This window comes from Streptomyces sp. NPDC001750 (assembly GCF_042892615.1).
Lineage (GTDB): Bacteria > Actinomycetota > Actinomycetes > Streptomycetales > Streptomycetaceae > Streptomyces.
Genome location: NZ_JBIAUE010000004.1, coordinates 113,598 through 131,736 on the forward strand (window position 1 = coordinate 113,598; position 18,139 = coordinate 131,736).

Sequence of the window (18,139 nt, forward strand, 5' to 3'; positions counted from 1 at the left end):
GGCCCCGTCAGTCGCTCTCGGCTGCGAGCGCGCGGACCGCGTCCGCGAACGCCTCGCCCCGCTTGTTGTAGTTGACGAACATGTCCATCGAGGCGCAGGCCGGGGCGAGCAGGACGGTGTCCCCCGGCCCGGCGAGCCGGGCCGCCTCGCGGACCGCCTCGGGCATCGCCCCAGTGTCGGTCCGGTCGAGGTCGACCACCGGGACCTCGGGGGCGTGTCGCGCGAGGGCTTCGCGGATCAGCGCCCGGTCCCGGCCCATCAGCACCACGCCCCGCAGCCGCCCGGCGGCACCGGTCACCAGTTCGTCGAAGGAAGCGCCCTTGGCAAGGCCGCCGGCGATCCACACGATCGGGTCGTAGGCGGCGAGGGACGCCTCCGCGGCGTGCGTGTTGGTGGCCTTGGAGTCGTCGACGTAGGCGACGTCCGCGACGTCCGCGACGTGCTCGATGCGGTGCGGGTCGGGACGGAAGGCCCGCAGGCCGTCCCGCACCGCCGCGGGCTCGACGCCGAAGGCGCGGGCGAGGGCCGCAGCCGCCAGGGCGTTGGCGACGTTGTGCGGGGCGGCCGGGACGACGTCGGAGACCTCGGCGAGCTCCTGGGCCTGCTCGTGCCGGTTCTCCACGAAGGCCCGGTCGACGAGGATGCCGTCGACGACACCCAGCTGGGAGGGGCCCGGCGTGCCCAGGGTGAAGCCGATGGCGCGGCAGCCCTCCTCGACGTCCGCCTCGCGGACCAGGTCCTCGGTCGCCTTCTGAGCCGCGTTGTAGACGCAGGCGACGCGGTTGCCCTCGTAGATCCGGCCCTTGTCGGCGGCGTACGCCTCCATGGAGCCGTGCCAGTCGAGGTGGTCGGGGGCGAGGTTGAGGACGGCCGCGGAGTGGGCGCGCAGCGAGGGCGCCCAGTGCAGCTGGTAGCTGGACAGCTCGACGGCGAGGACGTCGTACTCCTCGTCGCCGAGGACGGCGTCGAGGAGGGAGACGCCGATGTTGCCGACGGCCGCGGTGCGCAGCCCGGCCGCCTCCAGGATGGAGGCGAGCATCCGTACGGTCGTGGTCTTGCCGTTCGTGCCGGTGACCGCGAGCCAGGGCGCGGCGCCGGGGCCGCGCAGCCGCCAGGCGAGTTCGACATCGCCCCAGACCGGGACGCCCGCCTCGGCGGCCGCGGCGAACAGCGGCTTGTCGGGCCTCCAGCCGGGGGCGGTGACGACGAGCTCGGTGGACTCGGGCAGGGTCGCCCCGTCGCCGAGGCGGACGGTGATGCCGCCCACCCGTCGCCCGCCGCCACCCTTGGCCGAGGCGCTTCGCGCCGCTGCCCAGGATTCCAGTTCGGCGGCCTGTGCGCGGGAGCGCTCGTCGTCCCCGTCGTCGACGACCGTGACGACGGCGCCGAGGCCGTGCAGCGCGCGGGCCGCGGGGATTCCGGAGACGCCCAGTCCGGCGACGGTGACGTGCTTGCCCTGCCAGTCCACTGTGCTCACTTCTCGGCTGCCCATCCCGCGTAGAAGAGTCCGAGGCCGACGATCACGCACATGCCCTGGATGATCCAGAAGCGGACCACCACGAGGACCTCGGACCACCCCTTGAGTTCGAAGTGGTGCTGGAGCGGTGCCATCCGGAAGACCCGCTTGCCGGTCATCTTGAAGGAACCGACCTGGATGACCACGGACATGGTGATCATCACGAAGAGACCGCCGAGGACGGCCAGCAGGAACTCCGTGCGGGAGCAGATCGCCAGGCCGGACAGCGCGCCGCCGAGGGCGAGCGAGCCGGTGTCGCCCATGAAGATCTTGGCGGGCGAGGTGTTCCACCACAGGAAGCCGAAGCAGGCGCCCATCAGCGCCGAGGCGACCACGGCGAGGTCGAGCGGATCGCGTACCTGGAAACAGGCGTTGGGGTTGGTCAGAGCCTCCGCGTTGGCGCAGGACTCCTGGAACTGCCACAGCCCGATGAACGTGTACGCGCCGAAGACCATCACGGACGCGCCGGTGGCCAGGCCGTCCAGGCCGTCCGTGAGGTTCACGCCGTTGGACATGGCGAGGATCATGAACAGGGCCCAGACGACGAACAGCACCGGGCCGATCGACCAGCCGAAGTCCGTGACGAACGACAGCTTCATGGAGGCCGGGGTGTTGCCGCGACCGTCGGCGAACTGGAGCGAGAGCACCGCGAAGGCGACACCGACGATCAGCTGGCCCGCCATCTTCGCCTTGGCCCGCAGACCCAGCGAACGCTGCTTGACGATCTTGATGTAGTCGTCGAGGAAGCCGACGAGGCCCATGCCGGCCATCAGGAAGAGCACCAGAACGCCCGAGAAGGTCATCGGCTCGCCGGTGATCACCTTCGTCAGGAAGTACGCGATGATCGTGGCCAGGATGAAGGCGATCCCACCCATGGTGGGGGTGCCCTTCTTGGACCCGTGGGTGCGCGGGCCGTCGTCCCGGATGAACTGGCCGTATCCCTTGCGGGCCAGCAGCTTGATCAGCAGCGGAGTTCCGACCAGGGTCAGGAAGAGCCCGATGGCCCCCGCGAACAGGATCTGCCTCATCGGCCGGCGACCTCGCCCTCGGACGCGTTCTCCAGCAGTGCCATGGCGACCTGCTCCAGGCCGACCGACCGGGACGCCTTCACCAGCACGACGTCTCCCGGGCGCAGTTCACTGCGCAACAGGTCGACCGCAGCCTGTGCGTCGGACACGTGCACCGACTCCTCACCCCACGAACCCTCGTTGTATGCGCCCAGTTGCAGCCAGGAGGCTTCTTTGCCCCCCACCGCGACGAGCTTGCTGACGTTGAGCCGGACGGCGAGCCGTCCGACCGCGTCGTGCTCGGCGAGCGAGGCGTCGCCCAGCTCGGCCATGGGGCCGAGCACCGCCCACGTACGGCGGCCCCTCCCCATGGCGGCCAGTGCGCGCAGCGCTGCCTTCATGGATTCGGGGTTCGCGTTGTAGGCGTCGTTGACGATCGTCACGCCGTCCGGACGCTCGGTGACCTCCATGCGCCAGCGGGAGAGGGTGCCCGCCTCGGAGAGCCCTTCGGCGATCTCGTCTGCGGACAGGCCCAGCTCATGGGCGACGGCGGCCGCGGCGAGCGCGTTCGACACGTGGTGCTCACCGTACAGGCGCATCGTCACATCGCTGCACCCGGTGGGTGTGTGGAGGGTGAAAGCGGGGCGGCCGTCGTCGGTGAGACGTACGTTCTCGCCCCGTACGTCCGCTTCCGCGGCCTCGCCGAAGAGCAGCACCCGTGCCTTCGTGCGGGAGGTCATGGCGCGGACGAGCGGGTCGTCGGCGTTGAGCACGGCGACGCCGTCCTCGGGCAGGGACTCGACCATCTCGCCCTTCGCCCGGGCGATCTGCTCCCGGCCGCCGAACTCGCCGATGTGGGCGGTGCCGACGTTGAGGACGAGGCCGATCCGGGGCGGGACGAGACCGGTGAGGTAGCGGATGTCGCCGATGTAGCGCGCACCCATCTCCAGGACGAGGTGCCGGGTCTCCTCGGTGGCGCGCAACGCGGTCAGCGGCAGGCCGATCTCGTTGTTGAGGTTGCCCGCCGGATAGACGGTGGGGCCCTTGCGTTCGAGGAGTTGGGCGATGACGTCCTTGGTGGAGGTCTTGCCCGCGGAGCCGGTGAGGGCGACGACGGTGGTGCCGAGGCGGCCGACGACGACGCGGGCTAGCGCGCCGAGCGCGGCCACGACGTCGTCGACGACGATCGCCGGAACACCGACGGGGCGGGCGGCCAGCACGGCTGCCGCGCCCGCCTCGACGGCGCGCTGCGCGTAGTCGTGGCCGTCGACCCGCTCTCCGACGAAGGCGGCGAACAGGCTGCCCTGCTCCACCTCTCGGGAGTCGATGACGACGGGCCCGCTGACGACCGCTGCCTGATCGGGTATGTCGTGTGGCTGCCCGCCGACGATTTCGGCGATCTCGGCGAGGGAAAGGGCGATCACTTGGTCATCCCTGACTGTTGTTCTCGTGGGTGTGGGCGCGGTCGGCGGTCCCGGAGGTGCCGCCGTGTCCCAGGGAGCGTTCGATGGCCGCGCGCAGGACCACGCGGTCGTCGAAGGGGCGTACCACGCCATGGATGTCCTGCCCCTGCTCGTGGCCCTTGCCGGCGACCAGCACGGTGTCACCGGGCTCGGCTCGGGCGACCGCGGCGGCGATGGCGGCGGCCCGGTCGGCGTCGACCAGGACGTCGCCCCGCTCGTGGACGGGCACCTCGGCGGCGCCCGCGAGCATGGCGGCGAGGATTCCGAGCGGGTCCTCGGAACGGGGGTTGTCCGAAGTCAGTACGGCGGTGTCGGCGAGCCGGGCCGCGGCTGCGCCCATCGGGCCGCGCTTGGTGGTGTCGCGGTCGCCGCCGCAGCCGAGGACGACGTGCAGCCTGCCCCGGGTGACCTTGCGCAGCGAACGGAGCACGGACTCGACGGCGTCGGTCTTGTGCGCGTAGTCGACGACGGCGAGGTAGTCCTGCCCGGCGTCGACGCGCTCCAGCCGCCCGGGGACGCCGGGGACGGCGGCGACGCCGTCGGCCGCGGTCTGCGGGTCGAGGCCCGCGACGGCGAGCGTGACGACGGCGGCGAGGGCGTTGGCCACGTTGAACGGGCCGGGCAGCGGGGCCCTGGCGGCGATCCACTCGCCCTTGGGGCCGACGACGGTGAACGTGGAGCCCAGCGGGCCCACCTCGACGTCCTCGGCACGCCAGTCGGCGTCCGGGTGGCCCTCGGCGGAGAAGGTGACGACCGGGACCGACGCCTCGGCGACCAGCCTGCGGCCGTAGGCGTCGTCGAAGTTGACGACGCCCTGCCGGCTGCGGCGCGGGGTGAAGAGCTGCGCCTTGGCCTGGAAGTAGTCCTCCATCCCGGAGTGGAATTCCATGTGCTCCGGGCTGAGGTTGTTGAAGACCGCGACGTCGAAGACGCATCCGTCGACCCGGCCGAGGACCAGCGCGTGGCTGGAGACCTCCATGGTCACCGCGTCGACCCCGCGCTCGCGCATCACGGCGAGCAGCGCCTGGAGGTCGGTGGCCTCGGGGGTGGTGCGCTCGGACTTGATGCGTTCGTCGCCGATCCGCGTCTCCACCGTGCCGATCAGTCCGGTGGCCCGGCCGGCGGCGCGCAGGCCGCCCTCGACGAGGTACGCGGTCGTGGTCTTTCCGGAGGTTCCGGTGATGCCGATCCGCAGGAGGTCCTCGCCGGGACGTCCGTAGATCTCGGCGGCGAGTTCGCCCATACGGGCGCGCGGGTCCTCGGTGACCAGGACCGGCAGTCCGGTGGCGGCGGCGCGCTCGGCTCCGGCCGGGTCGGTGAGGACCGCCGCGGCTCCGAGGCCGGCCGCCTGGGCGGCGAAGTCGGCGCCGTGGAAGCGGGCACCCGGCAGAGCGGCGTAGACGTCGCCGGGGCGGACCGCCCGGGAGTCGTGGGTGATGCCGGTGACCTCGGCGGTCCCCGGCGGCTCGACTCCCAGCCGGGCTGCCAGCTCACCGAGCGGCGTCGGCCTGAGCCGATCCGGGCGGGGCGCTCCCGGCTGGTTCACGGGGGCGGCCTTCTGGGTGGTTTGGAACTGATCAGCGTGGGGCACGGCGGTGAGCGTACCGGGCTCACCCGGCCTCTCGCGAAGTGAGGGGCCGGGGTCCCGGTGGTTCCCGTTCCGGTTCCCGGGATCGGGGGTGATGGTCGTCACTGATCGGGTCCCCGTGTTCACTGGCCGGGTTCGAAGGACACCGGCAGCCTGGCCGGCGGCCGGCCGGACGGCGGGGTCTGGAGGGTCTTCAGCGCGAACTCCATGACCTCCTTGTAGATCGGCCCGCAGATCTGGCCGCCGAAGTAGCTGCCCCTGGTGGGGTTCTGAATCGCGCAGTAGACGGTGACCTGCGGATCGTCGGCCGGTGCGAAGCCCGCGAAGGACGCGGTGTAGCCGCGGTAGCCGCCGCGTACGGGATCGACCCGGTTGGCCGTACCGGTCTTGCCCGCCACCCGGTAGCCGGGGATCTTCGCCTTCGTCCCGGTGCCCTCCTCGTCGCCGACCACCGACTCCAGCATGGCGGCGAGCGTCTTGGCGGTCTTCTCGCCGACCACCCGGGTCTTCTTCGGCTCGGGCGCGGACTCGAAGCGCCCGTCGGGGCCCTTGGCGCCGCGTACCAGCGTGGGGGCGATGCGGACGCCGCCGTTCGCGATCGTCGAGTAGATGGAGGCGGCCTGCATCGCGTTGACCGAGAGGCCCTGGCCGAACGGGATCGTGTACTGCTGCGACGTCGACCAGTCCCCGGGCTGGGCGAGGATGCCGGGGGTCTCGCCCGGGTAGCCGAGTCCGGTCGGCGAGCCGATCCCGAACTTGCGCAGGTAGGAGTAGAGGACCCGGTTGGCCTCGGCCTGCGTCTCGCCGAGTTCGCCGGTGGCCAGGATGGTGCCGATGTTGCTGGACTTGGCGAGTACGCCGTTGAGCGTCAGGTACCAGGTGGGGTGGTCGATGTCGTCCTTGAAGAGCCGGTCGCCGCGGTGCAGCCGGTTCGGGACGGTGACGTGGGTGCCGGGGGTGGCGACGCCCTCCTCCAGCACGGCGGCCATGGACATGACCTTGCTGGTGGAGCCGGGTTCGTAGGCGTCCTGGAGCGCCGCGTTGCCCAGGGACGCCGCATCGGCCTTCGAGAGGTCGTTGGGGTCGAAGCCGGGCGCGTTGGCCATGGCGAGGACCTCGCCGGTCCTGGTGTTCTGCACGACGACGTACCCGCGGTCCGCCTTGGACTTCTTCACCTGGGCGGTGATGGCCTGCTGGGCGGCCCACTGGATGTCGCGGTCGATGGTCAGCTCGATGTCGGAGCCGGGCACGGCCGGAACCTCCTTGGTGCCCGCGGTGGGCACCCTCCGGCCGCCGGACTGGGCGTAGCTGATCGTGCCGTCCTCGCCCGCGAGCTGCTTGTTCAGCTGCGCCTCCAGGCCGCCCGCGCCCTTGCCCTCGGCGTTGACGTAGCCCAGTATCCCGGCGGCGAGTCCCCCGTTGGGATAGACCCGCTTGGTGGTGGCCTCCTGGAAGACGCCCGCCAGCACATTGCCCCCGGGGCCGCCCGCCGCCTTGTCCTTGGCCGCCTTCTCGGCGAAGACGGACTTGAGGTCCCTGATCTGGTTCCAGACCTGCGGGGTCTGCCGGCGGGCCAGGACGGCGTAGCGGCCCTTACCGGTCAGCTTGGCGGTCAGCTCGGTGACGTCGGCGCCGAGGATCGGGGCGAGGAGTTCGGCCGCCTGCCGGGGCGCGTCGGGGATCTTGCTGAACTCGGGCGTGAACATCGACGGGTCCGCGGTGATGTCGTACGCGTCGACGCTGGTGGCCAGCGCGACGCCGCGGCGGTCGGTGATCTGGCCGCGCTCGGCGGCGACGGTGTGCTTGAAGTAGCGGTTCACCTCGGCCTTGGCCGCGTACGCGTTGGCGTCGACGGCCTGGACCTGGAGGAGCCGGACCACGAACACCAGCATGACGAGCGTCAGGGTGAGGCCGACCAGGCGGAGGCGGGGGCGCGGACTGCCGAGCCGCAGGCGGCGCGCGGGTCGGTTGCGGGGCGCGCGGGAGCGGGACGCAGAGGGCGCGGGCCTGCGGGGTGCGGGTCGGGGGCGACCCTTGCCCCCTGCGGAGCCGCGCGGGCGTGCGGGGCCGGGGACCCGGCGGCGCGGTGGTTCCTTGGGCGGCACTGCGTCACCTGCCGGGGCTCGTCGAGGGCTGGTCCGCCGGGGTGCTCGGCCCGGCGGAGGGGTTCGGGGCGGCGCCCGGGGGGATGGCGCCCGTGGGGACGGCCGTCGCCGAGGGGGCGGGCGAGGCCGGTACCGGGTCGGTGGCCCGCGCGGTCGCGGTCGCCGTCCCGGAGGCGGGGGGGACGGGCTTGCGCGGCGGTGCGGTGGTGGGCTCGGGGGCCGGTTCGGCAGTGGCCTCGTCGGGTACGCCCCGCACCTTGCCGTTCGGCCCGAGGAAGGCGGGGCTGCCACCGGGCACCATGCCCAGTTCGCGGGCCCGCCGCTCCAGCGCGTCCGGCCTGGAGAGGCCGTCGACGTCGTGCTGGAGGGCCTGCTCCTCGTCGGTCAGCTCGGTGGTCCGCTTCTTCAGCTCGCTCAGCTTGAACGATCCTTCGTTGATGGCCGAGTTGAGCATCAGGAGCGCGATCAGACCGCCGCCGAGGAGCAGGACGACGAGCAGGACGAAGGGGGTACGGGCCGCGTTGCTGGGACCGGACGGCATCAGCCGGGCGAGCCGCGCGGCCCGCCCCCTCGCCTGCCGGGCCGGTCCGCTCACCGCCCCGCCCCGCTCGCCGTCGGTGTCGGGGCCCCCGGACGCCGGGTGCTCATCGCTCGTCCTCGCGGATCCGCTCGGCGCCGCGCAGCCGGGCGGGGGCGGCGCGCCGGTTCTCGGCGACCTCCTCCTCCGTGGGCAGCTCCGCGCCGCGCGTCAGCAGCTTCAGCCGGGGCTGGTAGCGCTCGGGCACGACGGGCAGTCCGGGCGGTGCCGTGGTGGCGGCGCCCGCCGCGAAGACCTGCTTGACCAGCCTGTCCTCCAGCGAGTGGTACGAGAGGACGGCGATGCGTCCGCCGACCGCGAGGCTTCGCACCGCGGCCGGAATGGCCCGTTCCAGGACGGCGAGCTCACCGTTGACCTCGATGCGCAGCGCCTGGAACGTGCGCTTGGCGGGGTTGCCCCCGGTGCGCTTGGCGGCCTGCGGCAGCGCGTCACGGATCAGCTCGACGAGCCGGGCGCTGTTGCTGAACGGCTCCTTCTCGCGCTCGCGCACGATCGCCGAGACGATCCGCTTGGCCTGCTTCTCCTCGCCGTACGCGCGCAGGATCCGAACCAATTCGCCCGGGGGGTAGGTGTTGAGGACCTCGGCGGCGCTGACGCCGGTGGTCTGGTCCATGCGCATGTCGAGCGGGGCGTCCTGGGCGTAGGCGAAGCCGCGGTCGGCCTCGTCCAGCTGCATGGAGGAGACGCCGAGGTCGAACAGGACGCCCTGGACCTTCGGGACGCCGAGCCTGGCGAGCACCTCGGGCAGTTCGTCGTAGACCGCGTGCACCAGGGTGGCCCGGTCGCCGTACGGGGCGAGCCGCTCGCCGGAGAGCCGCAGCGCCTCCTTGTCCCGGTCGAGGGCGATCAGCCGCGCCGAGGGAAACGCCGAGAGCAGCGCCTCGCTGTGCCCGCCGAGGCCGAGGGTGCAGTCGACGACCACGGGATGCTGCGGCTCCGGCGCCTCCAGAGCAGGGGCCAACAGGTCCAGGCACCGCTGGAGCATCACCGGGACGTGTCGGGTCTGGCTCATGCGCCCTCTCAGGCTCAGGTCCGGTGCGGCGGACGCACGGGCGGGTCCCCGCCCGCTCGGAAGGGGAGGCCGTCCGGCGCCGGGGAAGGGGCACCGGGCGACCGTCGAGCGGGAGAGGGCCGGACCGTACGTACGCGGCACACGGGGGAATTCCACGGAATGTGCGGGGTGTCGTAACTTCCCGTCACTTTAGTCCACCCTGCCATTCGATCGATTCCCGATCAATCAGCCGGACAGCGCGTCGCCGGGCCCCTCGTCCACCTGGTCCTTCACCCGGTGGAATGAACTGTTGTGAGACTTGTGGGTTACCTCACAACAGAAGTCGTTGACGTTCTTTGTCCCCTTCCACAGCGCGACGCGACCGGGCGCGGGAGATAACGTCGTAGCCATGTCGACTTCCGCGCACTCCCCCACCGGGCCCTCCGCATCTGTTGTCGCCCCGGACCGCACCGGGGGCACGGTCACCGACCGCCTGGTCGAGGCGAACGTCCGGTACGCCGCAGATTTCGTGGACCCGGGCATGGACGCCAAGCCGGTCCTGCACGTCGCCGTGGTCGCGTGCATGGACGCCCGGCTCGACCTGCACGACGCGCTCGGTCTCGCGCTCGGCGACTGCCACACCATTCGCAACGCGGGCGGTGTGGTCACCGACGATGTCATCCGTTCGCTGACCATCAGCCAGCGGGCGCTCGGCACCCGCAGCATCGTCCTGATCCACCACACGAATTGCGGTCTGGAATCGATCACCGAGGAATTCCGCCAGGAACTGGAGGCGGAGGTCGGACAGCGTCCGGTCTGGGCGGTGGAGGCGTACAAGGACGCAGATCAGGACGTGCGGCAGTCGATGCAGCGCGTGCGCACCTCGCCGTTCCTTCTGCACACGGACGACGTCCGCGGTTTCGTCTTCGACGTGACGACCGGCCTGCTGCGCGAGGTGCTCCCCGTCGCCTGACCGTCCCCCGACCGCAAGGACCGCCTTCCTGCCGTCAGGACCGCCCCTTGACGGCAGGGCCACGTCCTGGACGTGCGGACGGCCTCCCGTCCCCTCGGACGGCCCCTGTGGATCCCGATGAAACCCATCGAACCCGACATACCGCCCCGAGTTGTCCACAGGCGAGTGACACGAAGCGATAACGGCACAAGAATGCGCGTGTGACATCTCACCGGACGCCTCCGGTGAGGTGTCCGTGTTTCGGGGTGGGCCGGATCGCCGCGCGCATCCGGTCCGTGAATGGGGTATCCCCTCTGCTCCTGGTGAGCGTGGGACAGGGCCGAGGAGGGCCGGGTGACGACCTATGACGATCGAGCGAGCCTCACAGATCTGACCGCGATCACGGAGCGGGTGCGCGGGTCGGTGGAGAGCGTGATCGAGGGCAAGCCCGAGGTCGTGCGGCTCTCGCTGACCGTGCTGCTCGCGGAGGGGCACCTCCTCATCGAGGACGTGCCCGGGGTCGGCAAGACGATGCTGGCCAAGGCACTGGCCCGGTCCGTCGACTGCTCGGTGCGGCGCATCCAGTTCACACCGGACCTGCTGCCCTCGGACATCACCGGCGTGTCCGTCTTCGACCAGCAGCGGCGGGACTTCGAGTTCAAGCCGGGCGCGATCTTCGCGCAGATCGTGATCGGCGACGAGATCAACCGCGCCTCGCCGAAGACGCAGTCGGCCCTGCTGGAGTCGATGGAGGAGCGTCAGGTCACCATCGACGGGCACACGTACGAGCTGCCCGACCCGTTCATGGTGGTGGCCACCCAGAACCCCATGGAGATGGAGGGCACCTACCCGCTGCCCGAGGCCCAGCGCGACCGGTTCATGGCACGGGTGTCGATGGGCTACCCGAGCGCGGAGGCGGAGCTCCGGATGCTCGACGTGCACGGCGAGCTCTCGCCGCTCGACGATCTGCGGCCGGTGGCGCACGCCCATGAGATCGCGAAACTGATCGAGGCGGTACGGACCGTCCATGTGGCCGACCCCGTGCGGCGGTACGCCGTGGAGCTGGTCGGGGCCACGCGCGGCCATCCCGACCTCAGGCTCGGCGCGTCACCGCGGGCCACCCTGCACCTGCTGCGCGCGGCGAGGGCCTCGGCGGCGCTGGCCGGCCGCGACTACTGCCTGCCGGACGACGTGCAGGCGCTGGCGGTCGCGGTGCTCGCGCACCGGCTGCTGCCGACGGCGCAGGCCCAGCTGAACCGCCGCACCGCCGAGGAGGTGGTGCTGGAGATCCTCGGGCGGACACCGGTGCCGTCCGCCGACGGCGGCGTCCGGATGCCCGCACCGGCCCGTCCGGGGTACGACCGGACGCGGCCCGGCGCGCGGCGGGTGTGATGGCCGCCGGGGGGCCGGACCCCAACCCCAGGGACGACGGTGACGGCGGGGGCGGTCTTCGGGCCGCTCTGAGCGGGCTGACCACGCGCGGACGGTCCTTCCTCGCGGCCGGCGTCGCCGCGGTGGTCTGCGCGTACGTGCTGGGCCAGGCGGATCTGCTGCGGGTCGGGCTGCTGCTCGCCGCGCTGCCGCTGGTGTGCGCGGTGGTGCTCGTCCGCACGCGTCACCGGGTCGCGGGCACCCGCCGGCTCGCGCCGTCCCGAGTCCCCGCGGGCGTGGAGGCACGGGTCCATCTGCGGATGGAGAACGTGTCGCGGCTGCCGACCGGGCTGCTGATGCTCCAGGACCGGGTGCCCTACGTGCTCGGGCCCAGGCCCCGGTTCGTGCTGGACCGGATGGAGCCGGGCGGGCGGCGCGAGGTGTCCTACCGGGTGCGGTCGGATCTGCGGGGCCGCTATCCGCTGGGGCCGCTGCAGCTGCGGCTGAGCGACCCGTTCGGCATGTGCGAGCTCACCCGCTCCTTCAGCGCGTACGACACGCTCGTCGTCGTACCGCGGACCGAGCCGCTGCCGCCGGTGCGGCTGGCGGGCGGGGCCCCGGGGTACGGCGAGGGGCGGCAGCGGTCGCCCGCCCTCGCCGGCGACGACGACGTCATCCCGCGCGGCTACCGGCACGGCGACGACCTGCGCCGGGTGCACTGGCGCTCGACCGCGCGCCACGGGGAGCTGATGGTGCGGCGCGAGGAGCAGCCGCAGCGTCCGCAGTGCACGGTGCTGCTGGACACCCGGCGGACCGCGTACCGGGGAGCAGGGCCGGATTCCGCCTTCGAGTGGGCGGTGTCCGGGGCGGCTTCCGCTCTGGTGCACATGCTGGAACGGGGCTTCTCCGTCCGGTTGCTGACGGACGACGGGAACGCCGTCCCGGGTGCGGCGGCGGGTGGTCTCGCGGGGTCGGCGCACGAGTCCGCCGAATCGGCGAGCCTGATGCTGGACGTCCTGGCGGTGATCGACCACTCCGACGGAACCGCTCTGTCGCGCGCGCACGACATGCTGCGGGCCGGCGACGGTCTGCTCATCGCGTTCCTCGGGGACCTCGACGAGGAGCGGGCGGCGGAAGTGGCCCGGATGCGGCGGCGCAGCGCGGGTGCCGTGGCGTTCGTGCTGGACGGCGCGGACTGGGAAACGGACGACGTCCCGGCCGCGGGGGCGCGGGAGGCGTTCGAGCGGCGGTTGCGGCTGCTGCGCGAATCGGGATGGACGGCGGTCCCGGTGGGGCGGGGGGCCGGTCTCGCCGATCACTGGCGGCGGGCGGGACAGGCGGGGGCGGCGGACGGGCCCGCCGCCGTCGGCACGACGGGTTTCTCCGGGGGGTGGTCATGAGCGGTCGTGGTCGGATGACGCTGTGCGCCGTCGCGGCGACGCTGATGGCGGCGTGCTCGATGCTGCCGCTGGTCGAGCCGGCGGTGTGGATCCTGCCGGCCGCGATCCTGCTGGCGATGCAGGCCGGGGCGGGGGCGCTGATCCGTCGGGCGCCGGTGCCCCGGACGTTGGTCGTCGTCGCGCAGGCGCTGGTCGCGCTGGTCCTGCTGACACTGGTGTTCGCCAGGGAGCAGGCGGTGGCCGGTCTCCTGCCGGGCCCGGAGGCGGTTCAGCGGCTGGCGCATCTGCTGGAGTCGGGCGCGGAGGACGTCGGGCGGTACGCCACGCCCGCACCGGCGACGGACGGCATCCGGCTGATGCTGATCGGCGGCGTGCTGCTGGTCGGTCTGCTGGTGGACGCGCTCGCCGTGACGTTCCGCAGCGCGGCGCCGGCCGGTCTGCCGCTCCTCGCGCTGTTCTCGGTCGCGGCGGGACTGTCCGGGGGCGGGGCGGACTGGCTCTGGTTCCTGCTGGCGGCCGGTGGCTATCTGCTGCTCCTGCTTGCCGAGGGCCGGGACCGGCTCTCCCAGTGGGGGCGGGTCTTCAGTGGTGGCGCCGGGTCCCGGGGCGATGCGGGCGGCGTCCTCTCCGTCGGCCGGCCGACGGCCCCGGTCCGTACCGGGCGCCGCATCGGCGTGCTGGCGCTGGGCATCTCCCTGCTGGTCCCGGCGGCGCTGCCCGCGCTCGACGGCGGTCTGCTGGCCGACGCGCGGTCCGGGGAGGGCAAGGGCGGCGGCACGATCTCAGCGGTGAATCCGCTGGTGTCCATGCAGGACAATCTGACCCAGGCGGACAACCGGCAGGTGATCTCCTACCGCACCGATTCCCGCAACCCGCAGGACTTCTATCTGCGGATCCTGGCCCTGGACACGTTCGACGGGAGCGAGTGGCGTCCCTCCACGCGCCGGCTGCGGGACGTGCCGAAGCGCCTCCCGACCCCGGAGGGGCTCGGCCCGGACGTCACAGTCACCGAGGTCAGGTCGAGCATCTCCGCCGCCCCTTCCTACCGGCAGACCTATCTGCCGCTCCCCTACCCCGCGACCGAGGTCGGGATCGCCGGGAAGTGGCGGTACGAACCGGCGGGGCGGACCCTCGTCGGTGACCGCGGGGAGACGACGGGCGGCGCGCGGTACCGGGTCTCCAGTCTGGTGATCCGGCCGACGGCCGACCAGCTCGCCACGGCGGGCGCCGTGCCGTCCGCCCTGCGGCAGGAGTACACCCGCCTCCCGCGGTCGCTGCCGAAAGTGGTCCGCGAGACCGCGGCCGAGGTGACCAAGGGCGCCGACAACGACTACGAGCGCGCGGTGAAGCTTCAGGACTTCTTCGCCTCGGACGGCGGTTTCGCCTACGACACCTCCGTCGACTCGGGCACCGGGAGCGCCGCGATCGCCCGGTTCCTGAAGGACAAGCAGGGTTTTTGCGTCCACTTCTCGTTCACGATGGCCGCGATGGCCCGGACGCTGGGCATTCCGGCGCGGGTCGCGGTGGGCTTCACTCCCGGCACCCCGCAGCCGGACGGTTCGATGTCGGTGGGGCTGCGCGACGCTCATGCCTGGCCAGAGCTGTACTTCGAGGGCATCGGGTGGACGCGTTTCGAGCCCACCCCCACGCGGGGCACCGCCCCGTCCTACACGCTGCCGGACGCCCCGAGCGGTGAGACGCCCGCCCCCGCCGTGCCGGAGAGCGGCCCCTCGGCGGTCCCGAGCGCCGAACCGTCCGTCGCGGACGACTGCCCGGCACCCATGCGCAAGCAGGGCGAGTGCGGCAGCTCGGCAGCGCCGGGCACGGCGGTTCCGACGGACTCGGGAACGCCCCCGGGCACCGTTCTCGGCCTGGCCGCGGTCGCCCTGGTGGCCCTGGCGCTGCCGCTGCTGCCCCTGATCTGGCGGCTCCGTGTGCGCAGACGGCGGCTGGGTGTCCCGGCGGGACGTACCCCGGCGGACACGACGGCCCGGACGCTGGCGGCCTGGCGGGAGGTCATCGACACGGCTTGGGACCACGGGATCGGGCCCGACGACTCCCTGACACCGCGCAAGACGGCCGACCGGCTGGTGCGGCTGGGGCGGCTCGGCCCCGACGCGTCCGCCGCGCTGCACCGGGTCGCCAGTGCGGTGGAGCAGGTGCTCTACGCCCCGGAGCCCCGGCCCGGCACGGGGCTCGCCGAGGACGTGGAGGCGGTACGGGCCGGGCTGCGGGAGTCGGCCGGGTGGAGGACGCGAGTCCGTGCCGTCGTCGCGCCACGCTCGGCCGCTCGGGTGGCCCGTGCCGCGTCGGAGCGCTGGGCGGCGCTCGGCGAGGGGTGGGCGGCGCGGTGGGGCCGGATCCGGTGGACGGGTCGGCTGCGCGGACCGTCCCGCCGGTGGGGATGACGTCTGCGGGAACGCGGTCCCCGGCGACGGCGTCTGCGTCGGGGAGCGGCGGTGCGAGAGCCTGTCCTCGCACCGCCGCCTGCCGTGCGAAGCCTGGGCACGGCCCGGCCTCCGGCCGCACGGTGGCGGTTCGAAGACGGGTCGGAGCACGGAGGAGGGGGCGACCGCGGTGCTGCGGTCGCCCCCTCGCTCAAACGTGCTTTTGGCCTCGGGACGTCTGTGTGCTCGCCCGGCCGGACGGCGGTTCGAGGACGGCGTCCCCAACAGCGCTCGTCAGCGGCCCTGTTCGTCGCGGCGGCGCTGCCACCGCTGCTCGATCCGGTCCATCACCGTTCGACGCTGCCTGGGCCGACGGTTCGCACCGCCGACGTCGGCCGCCGGATGCTCCCCCGGCTTGGGCGCCTTGCGCCAACCAGTGACCGCGAGGACCGCGCAACCCAGCATGACGAGGAATCCCACCACGCCGATCCAGATCTGCTGGGCGACCATTCCGGCCATGAGGAGCGCGATACCCACAAGGAAGCCTGCGACCGCCTGGTAGACCCGTCGCCGGGTGTACGTACGCAGTCCGCTTCCCTCGAGCGCTGTCGCGAACTTGGGATCTTCGGCGTACAGCGCTCGCTCCATCTGCTCGAGCATTCGCTGCTCGTGCTCCGAGAGCGGCACGGAGTCCTCCTCGTCGTCGGCCGCGGGGGGCGGCCGGTCTGCGGCCCTTCCAGGATAGGCAGGGAATCGCCCCCGTGAAACCCGCCCTCTTTGCCACACAGCCAGTCCGGGCCGCCACGAAGGATCGGCTGTTGAGGCGTAGATTCCCCGACCTCCGATCCGTCATGCCGGACGCTGTCCTCCGATCATACGGGGCGCCGCCCCCGATCGGGCGTCTCGGGACGTACTCCGTCTGCGGCTGCGTCCCTGATCAGCCGCGCTGCGGCCGACCACCGCCGTGCGGCCGAGTTGCGGTCGCCCGGCGGGCCGTGTCCTCGAATCGGTGGCGGTTGCGCGACGCCCGGCCACGCACACGCGCCTCATTGCCGGAATCGTCCCTGTACGTCCAGCACGAGGGCGGTCCCCCGCCCTGCGATCAATGGGGTCTCCCCTGTTCGAGCGGAGCCGAGAACTCGGGGAGGCACCGCACGCCGCGCGGCCCGGACGCCGGGCGAACGACGGTGGTTCGCAGGAACGGGCCCTGTGGTGCTCAGGTGCGCTTCGTGCCCAGGACGTGCAGCTGCGTCGCCACCGAGTGGAACGCGGGCAGCTCGGCGGCGGCCGCCTCCAGCTTGAGCAGCGCGTCCATGGCGCCGGGCTCGGTGTCCACCAGGACGCCGGGCACCAGATCGGCGAAGACCCGTACGCCGTGGACGGCCCCGACCTCCACGTCCGCCGCGGAGACCAGCTCGGTGAGCTGCTCGGCGGTGTAACGCCGGGGCACCGGGTCCCCCGCGCCCCAGCGGCCCGCCGGATCGGTGAGCGCCTGCCTCGCCTCGGTGAAGTGGCCGGCCAGCGCCCTGGCCAGGACGGCGCCGCCGAGCCCGGCTGCAAGCAGGCTGAGGGCCCCGGACGGGCGGAGCGCCTCGACGGCGTTGCGGACGCCCTCGGCGGGGTCGTCCACGTACTCCAGGACCCCGTGGCACAGGACCGTGTCGAAGCCGCCGCGCTCGACCACCTCGAACAGGCCGTGGATGTCGCCCTGGACCCCGCGGACGCGGTCGGCGACCCCGGCCTCGGCGGCGCGGCGCTCCAGCGCGAAGAGCGCGTTGGGGCTGGGGTCGACGACGGTGACGCGATGGCCGAGACGGGCGACCGGCACCGCGAAGTTGCCGGTGCCGCCGCCGGTGTCCAGAACGTCCAGTGCGTCCCGGCCGGTCGCCTTGACCTGGTGGTCGAGGGCGTCCTTCAGGACCTCCCAGACCACGGCGGTACGGAGGGAGGCGCGGGGGCGCAGCTGGTCCGACACGGCAGTTGACTCCTCGGCACGGTGCCGCCGGTGACGGCGGAGCGTGAACAGTGCAGGTGGTACAGGTGCTCTCCACCCTATTGCCTCGCGCCGTCATCGCGCGTCGGGCCGGTCTCTCCGGGGCCGCGGGAGAACCGGCTGGAGCCTCAGCATCCGTTCGACCAGTCGCAGGAACATCTCGGCGTCCCGCAGCAGGTCATCGGCGTCCCGCCGGCTGGCCGCGCCCGGTATACCGGCTTCCGCGCGAGCCCTGCGCCGGGCTCCGGAGGCGAACAGCGCGCTCCATTCGGTCAGCTCCGGAGCCGTTTCGGGCAGCACCTCCCAGGCGCTGCGGATCCGCTCCCGGCGCCGCCGGGAGGTCTCCGGGCGGGCCCGCACGGCGAGCACCGCGGCGGCGGTGCGCAGGGCCGCGAGGTGGGCGGTCGCATAGCGCTCGTTCGGCACGTCGAGGGTGGCGGCCTCGTCGAGGCCGGCGCGGGCCTGGGCGAGCAGGTCGAGGGCGGCCGGGGGTGCGGCGGTGCGGCGCGGGACGGGGTGGACGGCGTCGGCCGGACCGGTCGGCGAGGGGGCGGGGCCGCCCGCGCGGCGCCGGGGCGCGGCCGCAGCGGAGGAGTGGGCCATGACGGAACCTCCTGTCTCGTGCGACGGCTTCCGTCGCGCAACGACTTCGTGGCCGTACGCATCCATGGTGGCGGGCACCACTGACAATCGGCCCGATCCGCCCGCCGACCTGCTGTTCCTCCCGGTGTCGGGGGCACCCCGGCGGGCACCGCGGCCGCGTTTTGC

General features: G+C 73.0%; 14 protein-coding genes. 4 read left to right on the plus strand and 10 right to left on the minus strand.

The window, feature by feature from the left end; all coding sequences use genetic code 11:
- Nucleotides 1-7: 7 nt before the first annotated feature.
- Genes murD through rsmH form a run of 7 tightly spaced genes read right to left on the minus strand, consistent with a single transcriptional unit; the run spans nt 8 to nt 9,289 of the window.
- The gene (murD, locus tag ACFYY6_RS08775; RefSeq protein ID WP_351523902.1) at nt 8-1,477 is read right to left on the minus strand and encodes a UDP-N-acetylmuramoyl-L-alanine--D-glutamate ligase; all 1,470 of its coding nucleotides are present in this window, start codon (nt 1,475-1,477) and stop codon (nt 8-10) included.
- Nucleotides 1,474-2,544 carry a phospho-N-acetylmuramoyl-pentapeptide-transferase gene (mraY, locus tag ACFYY6_RS08780; protein ID WP_351523881.1) on the minus strand — a complete coding sequence of 357 codons (1,071 nt, stop codon included), beginning with the start codon at nt 2,542-2,544 and terminating at the stop codon, nt 1,474-1,476. The genes murD and mraY overlap by 4 nt, the downstream gene beginning before the upstream one ends.
- Complete coding sequence (murF, locus tag ACFYY6_RS08785; protein ID WP_389192296.1) at nt 2,541-3,947, minus strand: UDP-N-acetylmuramoyl-tripeptide--D-alanyl-D-alanine ligase; 1,407 nt, start codon at nt 3,945-3,947, stop codon at nt 2,541-2,543. Before murF ends, mraY begins: the two co-directional genes overlap by 4 nt.
- Before the next feature lie 4 nt (nt 3,948-3,951).
- Nucleotides 3,952-5,679 (minus strand): UDP-N-acetylmuramoyl-L-alanyl-D-glutamate--2,6-diaminopimelate ligase, encoded by a 1,728-nt coding sequence (locus ACFYY6_RS08790; RefSeq protein ID WP_389192299.1) that lies wholly within the window; start codon nt 5,677-5,679, stop codon nt 3,952-3,954.
- Nucleotides 5,680-5,696: 17 nt separating this feature from the next.
- A complete protein-coding gene (locus ACFYY6_RS08795) occupies nt 5,697-7,679 on the minus strand; it encodes a penicillin-binding protein 2 (RefSeq protein ID WP_351523887.1) in 1,983 nt (660 codons plus the stop codon).
- 4 nt (nt 7,680-7,683) lie between these two features.
- Nucleotides 7,684-8,274 (minus strand): septum formation initiator family protein, encoded by a 591-nt coding sequence (locus ACFYY6_RS08800; protein WP_351523889.1) that lies wholly within the window; start codon nt 8,272-8,274, stop codon nt 7,684-7,686.
- A gap of 49 nt (nt 8,275-8,323) precedes the next feature.
- The gene (rsmH, locus tag ACFYY6_RS08805; RefSeq protein ID WP_351623602.1) at nt 8,324-9,289 is read right to left on the minus strand and encodes a 16S rRNA (cytosine(1402)-N(4))-methyltransferase RsmH; all 966 of its coding nucleotides are present in this window, start codon (nt 9,287-9,289) and stop codon (nt 8,324-8,326) included.
- A gap of 388 nt (nt 9,290-9,677) precedes the next feature.
- Here rsmH and ACFYY6_RS08810 point away from each other — a divergent pair, with 388 nt between their 5' ends.
- The 4 genes from ACFYY6_RS08810 to ACFYY6_RS08825 all read left to right on the plus strand — a co-directional run bounded on the left by ACFYY6_RS08810 (nt 9,678) and on the right by ACFYY6_RS08825 (nt 15,399).
- Nucleotides 9,678-10,241 carry a carbonic anhydrase gene (locus ACFYY6_RS08810; protein WP_351623604.1) on the plus strand — a complete coding sequence of 188 codons (564 nt, stop codon included), beginning with the start codon at nt 9,678-9,680 and terminating at the stop codon, nt 10,239-10,241.
- 333 nt (nt 10,242-10,574) lie between these two features.
- Nucleotides 10,575-11,612 (plus strand): AAA family ATPase, encoded by a 1,038-nt coding sequence (locus ACFYY6_RS08815; protein ID WP_351523895.1) that lies wholly within the window; start codon nt 10,575-10,577, stop codon nt 11,610-11,612.
- Nucleotides 11,612-12,991 carry a DUF58 domain-containing protein gene (locus ACFYY6_RS08820; RefSeq protein WP_388649502.1) on the plus strand — a complete coding sequence of 460 codons (1,380 nt, stop codon included), beginning with the start codon at nt 11,612-11,614 and terminating at the stop codon, nt 12,989-12,991. Before ACFYY6_RS08815 ends, ACFYY6_RS08820 begins: the two co-directional genes overlap by 1 nt.
- Nucleotides 12,988-15,399 (plus strand): DUF3488 and transglutaminase-like domain-containing protein, encoded by a 2,412-nt coding sequence (locus ACFYY6_RS08825; protein WP_351523899.1) that lies wholly within the window; start codon nt 12,988-12,990, stop codon nt 15,397-15,399. Before ACFYY6_RS08820 ends, ACFYY6_RS08825 begins: the two co-directional genes overlap by 4 nt.
- A 273-nt stretch (nt 15,400-15,672) precedes the next feature.
- On the opposite strand, the gene ACFYY6_RS08830 is transcribed toward ACFYY6_RS08825, so the two are convergent.
- The 3 genes from ACFYY6_RS08830 to ACFYY6_RS08840 all read right to left on the minus strand — a co-directional run bounded on the left by ACFYY6_RS08830 (nt 15,673) and on the right by ACFYY6_RS08840 (nt 17,974).
- Nucleotides 15,673-16,065 (minus strand): DUF3040 domain-containing protein, encoded by a 393-nt coding sequence (locus ACFYY6_RS08830; protein ID WP_073788843.1) that lies wholly within the window; start codon nt 16,063-16,065, stop codon nt 15,673-15,675.
- A 529-nt stretch (nt 16,066-16,594) separates the two neighbouring features.
- The gene (locus ACFYY6_RS08835) at nt 16,595-17,353 is read right to left on the minus strand and encodes a methyltransferase (RefSeq protein WP_351525214.1); all 759 of its coding nucleotides are present in this window, start codon (nt 17,351-17,353) and stop codon (nt 16,595-16,597) included.
- A gap of 93 nt (nt 17,354-17,446) precedes the next feature.
- The gene (locus ACFYY6_RS08840) at nt 17,447-17,974 is read right to left on the minus strand and encodes an SAV_6107 family HEPN domain-containing protein (RefSeq protein ID WP_386609077.1); all 528 of its coding nucleotides are present in this window, start codon (nt 17,972-17,974) and stop codon (nt 17,447-17,449) included.
- Nucleotides 17,975-18,139: the final 165 nt, after the last annotated feature.

Coding starts and splice junctions, on each gene's coding strand:
- ACFYY6_RS08840 (WP_386609077.1), bottom strand. CDS start 17,974: ATGGCCCACTCCTCCGCTGCGGCCGCGCCCCGGCGCCGCGCGGGCGGC.
- ACFYY6_RS08825 (WP_351523899.1), top strand. CDS start 12,988: ATGAGCGGTCGTGGTCGGATGACGCTGTGCGCCGTCGCGGCGACGCTG.
- mraY (WP_351523881.1), bottom strand. CDS start 2,544: ATGAGGCAGATCCTGTTCGCGGGGGCCATCGGGCTCTTCCTGACCCTG.
- rsmH (WP_351623602.1), bottom strand. CDS start 9,289: ATGAGCCAGACCCGACACGTCCCGGTGATGCTCCAGCGGTGCCTGGAC.
- ACFYY6_RS08810 (WP_351623604.1), top strand. CDS start 9,678: ATGTCGACTTCCGCGCACTCCCCCACCGGGCCCTCCGCATCTGTTGTC.
- ACFYY6_RS08820 (WP_388649502.1), top strand. CDS start 11,612: ATGGCCGCCGGGGGGCCGGACCCCAACCCCAGGGACGACGGTGACGGC.